The sequence below is a fragment of the Lactonifactor sp. BIOML-A5 genome (assembly GCF_009677585.1).
Classification (GTDB): Bacteria; Bacillota; Clostridia; order Lachnospirales; family Lachnospiraceae; genus Lactonifactor.
In genome coordinates this window covers 199,175-207,608 of record NZ_WKYV01000008.1, presented here as the reverse complement: position 1 = coordinate 207,608, position 8,434 = coordinate 199,175, and the positions used below count along the sequence as shown (strand labels likewise).

Annotated in this window: 7 protein-coding genes and 3 tRNA genes; 8 read left to right on the top strand and 2 right to left on the bottom strand. The window is 41.9% G+C overall.

Features of this window, described 5'->3' with window-relative positions; translation table 11 throughout:
• The first annotated feature begins 247 nt into the window (after positions 1 to 247).
• From GKG41_RS09325 to GKG41_RS09315, 3 genes are all read left to right on the top strand, one after another.
• Positions 248 to 319 (top strand) — tRNA-Asn (locus GKG41_RS09325).
• A 25-nt stretch (positions 320 to 344) separates the two neighbouring features.
• Positions 345 to 416 (top strand) — tRNA-Glu (locus GKG41_RS09320).
• Positions 417 to 470: 54 nt separating this feature from the next.
• Positions 471 to 542: transfer RNA gene (locus GKG41_RS09315), tRNA-Cys, on the top strand.
• 140 nt (positions 543 to 682) lie between these two features.
• On the opposite strand, the gene GKG41_RS09310 is transcribed toward GKG41_RS09315, so the two are convergent.
• Complete coding sequence (locus GKG41_RS09310) at positions 683 to 2,365, bottom strand: methyl-accepting chemotaxis protein (RefSeq protein WP_154258234.1); 1,683 nt, start codon at positions 2,363 to 2,365, stop codon at positions 683 to 685.
• Positions 2,366 to 2,589: 224 nt separating this feature from the next.
• Positions 2,590 to 4,047, bottom strand: a complete 1,458-nt coding sequence (locus GKG41_RS09305; protein WP_154258233.1) for a GntR family transcriptional regulator — start codon at positions 4,045 to 4,047, stop codon at positions 2,590 to 2,592.
• A gap of 258 nt (positions 4,048 to 4,305) precedes the next feature.
• On the opposite strand from GKG41_RS09305, the gene GKG41_RS09300 reads away from it, so the two are divergent.
• The 5 genes from GKG41_RS09300 (at position 4,306) to GKG41_RS09280 (ending at position 8,372) form a co-directional block, all read left to right on the top strand.
• Positions 4,306 to 4,986, top strand: a complete 681-nt coding sequence (locus GKG41_RS09300) for a response regulator transcription factor (RefSeq protein ID WP_154258232.1) — start codon at positions 4,306 to 4,308, stop codon at positions 4,984 to 4,986.
• A 109-nt stretch (positions 4,987 to 5,095) separates the two neighbouring features.
• Positions 5,096 to 6,019 carry an ATP-binding cassette domain-containing protein gene (locus GKG41_RS09295; protein WP_154258231.1) on the top strand — a complete coding sequence of 308 codons (924 nt, stop codon included), beginning with the start codon at positions 5,096 to 5,098 and terminating at the stop codon, positions 6,017 to 6,019.
• Positions 6,012 to 6,716 carry an ABC transporter permease gene (locus GKG41_RS09290; RefSeq protein WP_154258230.1) on the top strand — a complete coding sequence of 235 codons (705 nt, stop codon included), beginning with the start codon at positions 6,012 to 6,014 and terminating at the stop codon, positions 6,714 to 6,716. Before GKG41_RS09295 ends, GKG41_RS09290 begins: the two co-directional genes overlap by 8 nt.
• Before the next feature lie 12 nt (positions 6,717 to 6,728).
• Positions 6,729 to 7,466, top strand: coding sequence for an ABC transporter permease (locus tag GKG41_RS09285; protein WP_243141006.1), 738 nt, complete (start codon positions 6,729 to 6,731; stop codon positions 7,464 to 7,466).
• 15 nt (positions 7,467 to 7,481) lie between these two features.
• On the top strand, positions 7,482 to 8,372 hold the full coding sequence (locus GKG41_RS09280; protein WP_154258229.1) for a HAMP domain-containing sensor histidine kinase: 891 nt from the start codon (positions 7,482 to 7,484) through the stop codon (positions 8,370 to 8,372).
• The last annotated feature ends 62 nt before the right edge of the window (positions 8,373 to 8,434 follow it).

Here is an 8,434-nt window from a genome sequence, read left to right as displayed (position 1 = left end):
TAGGGCAGAGGTGGAAGTGCAGCAATGCATGGAGCTGACTGTTACTAATCGGTCGAGGGCTTGACCTGAAGACTTAGAGAAGCCGAGCCAAAGGCAGAAATCAGGCAGGTGAGACGCAAGTCGAACCGGAACTGGTAAAAGGCAAATCTAAGTATTACGGAAAAGTGTTGCAAAGTGAAAAAAAAAGATGTATAATCGTGTATGTGGTTTTGAAGGTATGGAAATACTTTTAATAAAGAAGAAGTAATCCTCGATAGCTCAATGGTAGAGCATTCGGCTGTTAACCGAAGGGTTGTTGGTTCGAGCCCAACTCGGGGAGCTTTTTTACTGTAAAGAAACGAGAAGGCTCCATGGTCAAGCGGTTAAGACACCGCCCTTTCACGGCGGTAACAGGGGTTCAAATCCCCTTGGAGTCACTTTCAAAAAGTACTTGCATATTTTTGAAAATATGGTAATATAATATAATGTATGGCGCAGTAGCCAAGTGGTAAGGCAATGGTCTGCAACACCAGTATCCACCGGTTCAAATCCGGTCTGCGCCTCTATTTAAAGCCTGGAAATGGAAAATTTCTAAGGCTTTTTTTATGTAATATAGAAAATGTAGTCCCTAAAAAATCTGTCGCTGAAAAACAGCGGCAGAACTTTTATAGGATCTTATTATTTGGCAATTTTATATTTACGTTTATGTGTCAAGTATTTTAAATCTGTCTACAAGATTCTTTAACATCTGTGCCTGAGCTGAAAGTTCTTCGCTGGCAGCTGCACTTTCCTCTGCTGTGGCTGAATTTGATTGTATTACATCGGAGATTCGGTTGATGCCTTGTGTCACCTGTTGAATTGCATTCGCCTGCTCATTAGAAGCCAAAGATATTTTATCAATTTTTACGATTACTTGATTGACTCCTTCCACAACTATATGCAAAGCCTCAGCAGTTTCATCTACGATTTTTGTCCCTTCTTCTACTGCCGCCAAAGACCCGTTAATCAATGCGGATGCATTTTTGGAAGCCTTCGCAGATTTGCTGGCAAGGTTGCGGACCTCACTTGCAACTACAGCAAACCCTCTGCCAGCTTCCCCGGCGCGTGCGGCTTCCACCGCAGCATTCAGCGCAAGTATATTTGTTTGAAAAGCAATATCTTCTACTGCCTTATTGATAGTTACAATTTCTCTGGAACTATTGCTGATTTTTTCCATTGCTTCGATCATATTCTGCATTTTCTGATTACTATGGGTCATTTCTTTTCCAACAATATTAGCTTGTCCGCTGGCTGTCTTCGCATTGACAGCAGTTTCTTTTACCTGTGTAGATATTTGTTCTATGGCAACTGCAAGTTCTTCCACAGATGAAGCTTGTTCAGAGGAGCCATAAGAAAGATCCTGCGCACCAGAGGATACCTGTTCACTGCCTGCAGATACCTGGTCAGCGGCCATATTGATTTGATGAAGGGTTTCGCTTAAATTGTCTCTAAGCGTCCTCATTGACGTAAGAATTTCACTGTAATTTCCGGTGTAAAATTCTAAAGCATTGGAATGGGCTGTAAAGTCTCCCTTCGACAAATCATACATTATATGTGCAATATCCAGAATAATCTTTTCTTGTGTATGGATTAGATTACGGATGCTTTCGGATAATTTTCCTAATTCATCTTTGGATGTATACATAATATTTGTGGAATCCAACTCGCCCCTTGCTAATTTTTGGGCAGCAAGTTCTATTTCATTGATTGGCCTTCGTATACCGTTTGAAATATATATTCCAAGAACCGCAGCGAGAACCCCTCCTAACACAGTGATTGAAAGGATGAGAACAATCGCCGTCTTTTGCGCCTGTTGGCCGCCATCTACCATTTTCAAGGCGTTCTCTCCCGCAACATCTGCAATTTCCTGCAGCTTATCACCCATTTGATCAAGAAGAGGTATGTAGCTGTTTATTGCCACCTCAAAAGCTTCGTCACTTTTTAATGCCATCAATAAATCAAATACCTGATCTCGATATATCATCGCCTGAGACAGAATTTCATCCACTTCATCCACTAACTTTTTGTCACCTTTAAATCTTTCTCTTATGACTGGAAAAGTTGCCCTCATATTAGCCAGGCTTTTACTGGCTTTATCAACCATCTCTTTTACCGTATTGCTGTCTGTTTCAATGACTGCTTCTAAAATATCAGCCCGGGCTGATTGCATCTCTCTTCTGGCTATTGACACATTAGTTGTGACTGTATAGTTGTTCTCATAGAAGCTGGTTAAATTATTGCCCAGTTTATTGAGCAAAAAAAAGGAGATGATGCTGGCAAACATGCTAATGAAGATGATTATCACATAAGATAACAATAGTCTGGAACGTATTTTCATATTTTTCATTTAGAAACTTCTCACTTTCCTTTTTCTGTAGCGTATCAAGGAGTTAATAATTTATGGATCCTCTGGCAGTCCGTCCTCACCTTTATCATATACCACTTTATTTTTCATTATAACAATAGAAAACCAAAATAGCAATGAGCAAAAGAATATTTTAAACTCATAAAAAACACCAAAACCTTTTATTTTAGGTTTTGGTGTCTACAAAGTATTATTGATATAACGGCTTAATGCTCTGGTGGTGCAGGGGATACGTTTAGTCCCGGAAATAAGAGACTGGTGACATTTTTTACACCCAGTTCATCCAGACGGGTTACTGCAAATTGTAGCTCATAAAACAGCAGGTTCTCCAACACGTCGGTCAATCCATCCCAGTCGCAGCTGTCAAGTTTTTCAAGAAAGAAATTAAGATAGGGGAGATAAAATTTGTTGATTTCCTCTCGGGAGCCGTGCATACTGCGTAGGGGATAACCCCAAAGAAGAAAGCAAACTAAGTGCTCATATATCTGCTGCATGGTTTGATTTTGGGTGTAACGGGGGATAATCTCGACGGAAGCGTACACAACTGACTCATACCGAAAGTTTTCTTTTGTGTACGCCAATCGCTTTTTCCACATATCAACGGCGGAAGGGTTCGTTAAAACACTTTTCATACAGGCTGCGCAAGTCATTGCCAGAATTTGCAGGCTTTGTGCGAAGTTCAGCAGCCGTTTTTGAATCAGTGGCTGGTTAAAGTCGCAATTTTCCATACTGTGTTCTACACTTAAAATTTTAGTGCCAACTCCATTAATGGATTGGGTAACACCTAATTGATTCAGCATTTTTATGGTGCGGCGGACTGTTATAGCAGAAACCTGCATATATTCTGCAATTTTTGCAGGGGGTGGCAGGAAACCGTCCTGTGCGAAAATGCCCAGACGGATACCCTTTAAAATATCTATCCCCAAGGAGTAGCATCGCTGTGAGGAGTTCTGATAGGCGTTCCAATGGAAGGAAACGGGTACTTCGTTCTTTGACGGGGTGATGTAGTACTGATAAAACCATTGGATTGCAGATGTAATGTGGGCTTGAGAGTATGTGACTGTTTTCCAAAGCCCGTCCCAATCTTTCTTTCGGCAGAGATTTATCATATCCAGCAAGGGGATGTTGTAGTCTTTTAAATCCACTATGTTTGCAGGTAAGCTCATAAAAGGCGCTTGACAAAAAAGAAATGCTTGCCAGATTAGCCGCAGCACAAGGTCATTTTTGAGTGAACCGTAGATTAGATGAATGCGTTGAACTATGATATAGGGTCTAAGTATTTTCTGTTGTGAACAAAGGCGCTCTAATTCATCCAGCTGCACCGTTCCTGCATTTTTCATACCATACCACAGGACGTGACTGAAAAGTGGTGTAAAAGATTGGCAAAGGTCTATGACCGCATCTTTACGTGGAGAGAAGAACGTCTGGATATTTCTATCTATCTCCGCTTCCTCAAACTGAATGGCTACAGCAGCTCCAGCCTTCTTGGTCAAAGTGATATAGCCTTCCTTTTTTAACTGGTGATAAGCAGCTTTTACTGTATCCAGCGAAACGGAAAACCACTGGCTTATGTCGTCCATCTTGGGCAGCGGGTCTTTAAATTTATAGGTTCCGAATTTTATCTGCGACAACAATAAGTCGTAAATGATTTTATGTAATTCCATCACTCATCCATCCTCTGCAAAGTTTGTTGCTGATAAGGAGATATCTTATCCATTTAATTTATAATAGCATACAATACAGGATATTACTAACAGCATTTCTGGTGTGAAGAACAGTAATTTTTCCTTTTTATATTCTTTTGTTATGCTAAAATAAAGGTAACTATGAATCAGGTACGTATGGCCTTAGTTGCCCCAGTGAGGGGGGACAATAGTATATTACTGTGTAAACCGTTAGGATATAGGAAAGGCGGAAACTATATGAATACGATATTGATCGTAGAAGATGATAAAGAAATCAGTCAGCTTCTTACCGAGTATTTGAATGAAAATGGCTATGAGACAATTGCCCTGTATCAGGGATTAAAAATTATGGATTACTTAAAGAAAGGGGAGGTAGCTATGATACTCTTAGACATCATGCTGCCGTATAAAAATGGAGACCAGATTCTGGCTGAAATTAGGTCTGTATCAAAGGTACCTGTGATTGTCATTTCTGCTAAAGGCACAACCCAAAATAAGATCGATCTGCTTCGAATGGGTGCAGATGACTATATCACGAAGCCTTTTGACTTAGAAGAAACCTTGGCCAGAATAGAAAGCAATCTCCGCAGAGTGAGGTTTCAGGAGAAGCCCTTAAGTCTTTTGAAATTCCAGGGATTAGAGCTAGATGCTGAGCGGCATCTGGTGTATTGCCAGGGACAGGAAATCAACCTGACATCTAAAGAATACAGCATTTTGGAGCTCTTGATGTGCAATCCGAATAAAGTCTTTTCAAAAGCTAATCTATTTCAAAGTATATGGAGAGAGGAATACCTGAGTGAGGACAATACGTTAAATGTGCATATCAGCAATTTGAGAAATAAACTTAAGGCTGCGAATCCACAGCAAGAATATATTGATACGGTATGGGGCATTGGATACCGCCTGCATAAAGATTGAAGGAGTAAATTATTAGGCTTTACTTTTATTTTATAAATTACGGTTGGTATTTAAGAAATTCTTTAATCTTTTCTATTAAACTAAGCAGAATAGAAAGGAGTGGATACAGATGAGCACTATTATCTTAAAAACTACTAATCTGACCAAGCGTTATAAGCAGACAACGGCCTTGGACCATGTCAACCTACAGATAGAGAAGGGAAAGATTTATGGGTTTATTGGTCAGAACGGGGCAGGAAAGACAAGCCTTCTTCGATTGATTACAGGTCTTTCATTTCCCACAGAGGGCAGCATGGCTTTGTGGGGGAAAAGCGGGAGGTCCCAACTGCAGGAACAGCGCAGGAGGATAGGATGCATGATTGAGACTCCGGCATTATACCCCAACTTAACTGCAGCACAAAATATGGAAGTGCAGCGGTTACAGAGGGGGATTCCGGATAAGTCTGTGGCAGAAGACTGCCTGTGTATGGTAGGGCTGAATTCTACAGGGAAAAAGCCGGTGCGAAATTTTTCATTAGGTATGCGCCAGCGTCTTGGAATTGCTATGGCTCTTATGAATACTCCGGAATTTTTAATTTTAGACGAACCTATCAACGGCCTGGATCCTTCTGGTATTGCGGAAGTCCGTAAACTGCTGAAGCAGCTCAATAGGGAATACGGAATGACGATTCTGGTGTCCAGCCACATTCTGGAAGAGTTATATCAAACAGCGTCGCAGTTTATACTCATTCATAAAGGAAAAATTATTGAGGAGATAACCCACCAGGAATTAGATCTGCGGTGCAAACGTCATATTTCCATTCGCGCGAAGGAACCAGAAAAGGCCCTGTTGATCCTGGAGGAACGTCTTCATACACAAAATATGAAGCTAATGCCGGATAACACGATTCAGCTGTATGATCAGCTGGAGCAGCTGGAGGATGTGGCAAAGATTCTGTCAGATGCACAGATCCTTGTTACGGGTCTTCAGATTTCCGGAGATACCCTGGAGAATTATTTTCTGGAGAAAATAGGAGGGACGCCCTGTGAGTGATCTTCTGAAGGCTGAATTCTATAAAATGTTCAGGACGAAAATGCTTTGGGGACTGTTAGCATTTGCGGCGGTCATGGGTAATCTTATGATTTTAGATGGTAATCTGCCTGGGACGGCCCGGGAGTTTTTAGATGCTTTTGTGTATAACATGCCGCTTCTCTATTTTCTGCTTATTATTTTTGGGGCAATGTTTATTGGGACAGAATTTGATAACCGCACACTGCAGAGTTATCTTACTGCTGGTCATAAAAGAGGTACGGTATTGGCAGCAAAAAGTATTTCTTATTTTGCAGCCTGCCTTGTGATTCTGTTTATTCCCCTTTTTGGGGATCTGCTGCTGGGAATAGCTGTTTGGGGGAACAATGGGAACGGTTCAGCAGGTACTGCAAGAACAATGTTTCTTGCTCTTTATATGATTCTGGCTATGGGAAGCCTTATTTTACTTTTGGGATTTGCCTTTCAGGATACAGGCAAAACGCTTACAGTCCCTCTGATACTGTACTTTTTGATGATATTTTTTATGAATGGCGACTCTGCACAGATAATTGCCAGGTATCTTCCCATGGGGCAGCTCAGGCTTTTGGCATTACATCAAATGGAGGGCATTTATGTGCAGACACTTGTGACAGACAGCCTCTGGATTGCCGGCGGGTGTATAGGGGCATATGGCTTTTTTGTCCATTCTGACTTAAAATAAGGGGGAATATATTTGAATAATCTGTTTAAAATGGAGCGATATCAGTTGTTTCACAATCCCATCTATTGGAGCACCCTTGTTGGGGTTTTTTTCCTGGGCTTTCTGACGGGGGAAACCTATTTACGGGAGCCCCTAGGTCCTGGAAGCGGAGTTTCTTCTGCTCTGTGGGATATTCTGGATGGTATGGTATATGATTCTACGTTTTTGCTGATTTTGCTTTCTAGCATTTTAGCTCTGATGCTTGGACAGGAGTTTACTTGGAGAACCATTAACATGGAGATATGTACGGGCCATTCAAGGTCTTCTGTATTTGCTGGAAAGATATGGGTATATCTATGTGCATTTAACCTTTTGATGCTGGTATTCCCTCTGGGGGGCTGCCTCAGGGAGTTCTCACGCTTTGGACTGGAAAATGCAGGGGTGTTCACGGGCCACGTGTTAAAGGCAGTATTCTACTCGTTTCTTTGCAATAGTATCTGCTTTATGATTCCGGTGTTTTTCTGCATAGTACTCCGCAGTATGCCGAAAGCGCTGGGCGTGACAGCTCTGGTAACATTTTCCATGAGTATGTATTTGGGATATGGAATGAAGCTTGGATTGCCCTTGCGTTTTCTGCCGATTTTCCAAATTAGAAATGCAGTGGCAGATCCCAGGTTCATCTGTGGGGAAAGCGTTATTGTTCCACTGGTCTGGGGGATTGTGCTTTTTTTTGCATCATGGAAAGTTTTTCAGCAGTGTGAGCTGAAATAGTTGGAGGTGCCAGACATGATTGCAGGGATAATAGTTCTTTGTGTACTGCTTACTGTGGTTACTACACGGTATTATTTACTAAAGCGGGAGATTCGAAGCTTATCTCATCAAATCGGGGCATGGTTGTCTGATGAGACGGAAAAAATGCTGGATATCTCGCTCATAGACCGGGATCTGGAGAGTCTGGCAGCCCGTCTTAACCGGAACCTTGAGAAACAGCGGTCAGCAGTTGCGGGAGCCCTGCAGCATGAGGAGCATCTCAAGGAGTCCATAGCCAGCATCTCCCATGACCTGCGGACGCCCCTGACCGTGATTATGGGGCATATCCAACTGCTACAAAATTCTAAACTTGCCAAAGAACAGAAGGAGAGACTAGAGATCATTCAGCGCAGATGCTGGCGCATGAATGGATTAATCGCTTCGTTTTATGAGTTGGCAGTACTGGATACAGAGCAGTTAAAGCCGCAGTATGCAGTTACCAATGTATCAAATCTGCTTGCAGAATATTTGATAGAGAATGCACCTCTCTTTGAGAAAAAGAACATTCAGCCTGAAGTGATGTTCCCAGATGTCTCTGTGTTTGCAAATGTGGATCCTGGTATGTTAGGAAGAATTTATCAGAATCTTCTGGGAAACGCAATCCAATATTCCGGAGGAATGCTCAGAGTATCTCTGGAAACACTAGGTAATGATAAGCTGTTGTTTCGGATAGAAAACACAATTAAGGAAGATAAAAAAATAGAAACGGAGCGGCTGTTTGAACGGTTCTATACAGGAGACCAGTCCCGGCAGGGAGATAGCACCGGACTTGGTCTGGCTGTCGTAAAAAAGCTAGTGGAAATGATGCAGGGGTCGGTGAACGCATCTATAAAGGAGGGGATCCTGACCATTATTGTAATTATTTAAGTGTGACACCCGGTTAGCCCGGGGAGAAGACAAAGGGACAGATGAAAAATAAAAACTTAAGG

Coding starts and splice junctions, on each gene's coding strand:
- GKG41_RS09300 (WP_154258232.1), top strand. CDS start 4,306: ATGAATACGATATTGATCGTAGAAGATGATAAAGAAATCAGTCAGCTT.
- GKG41_RS09310 (WP_154258234.1), bottom strand. CDS start 2,365: ATGAAAAATATGAAAATACGTTCCAGACTATTGTTATCTTATGTGATA.
- GKG41_RS09295 (WP_154258231.1), top strand. CDS start 5,096: ATGAGCACTATTATCTTAAAAACTACTAATCTGACCAAGCGTTATAAG.
- GKG41_RS09305 (WP_154258233.1), bottom strand. CDS start 4,047: ATGGAATTACATAAAATCATTTACGACTTATTGTTGTCGCAGATAAAA.
- GKG41_RS09280 (WP_154258229.1), top strand. CDS start 7,482: ATGATTGCAGGGATAATAGTTCTTTGTGTACTGCTTACTGTGGTTACT.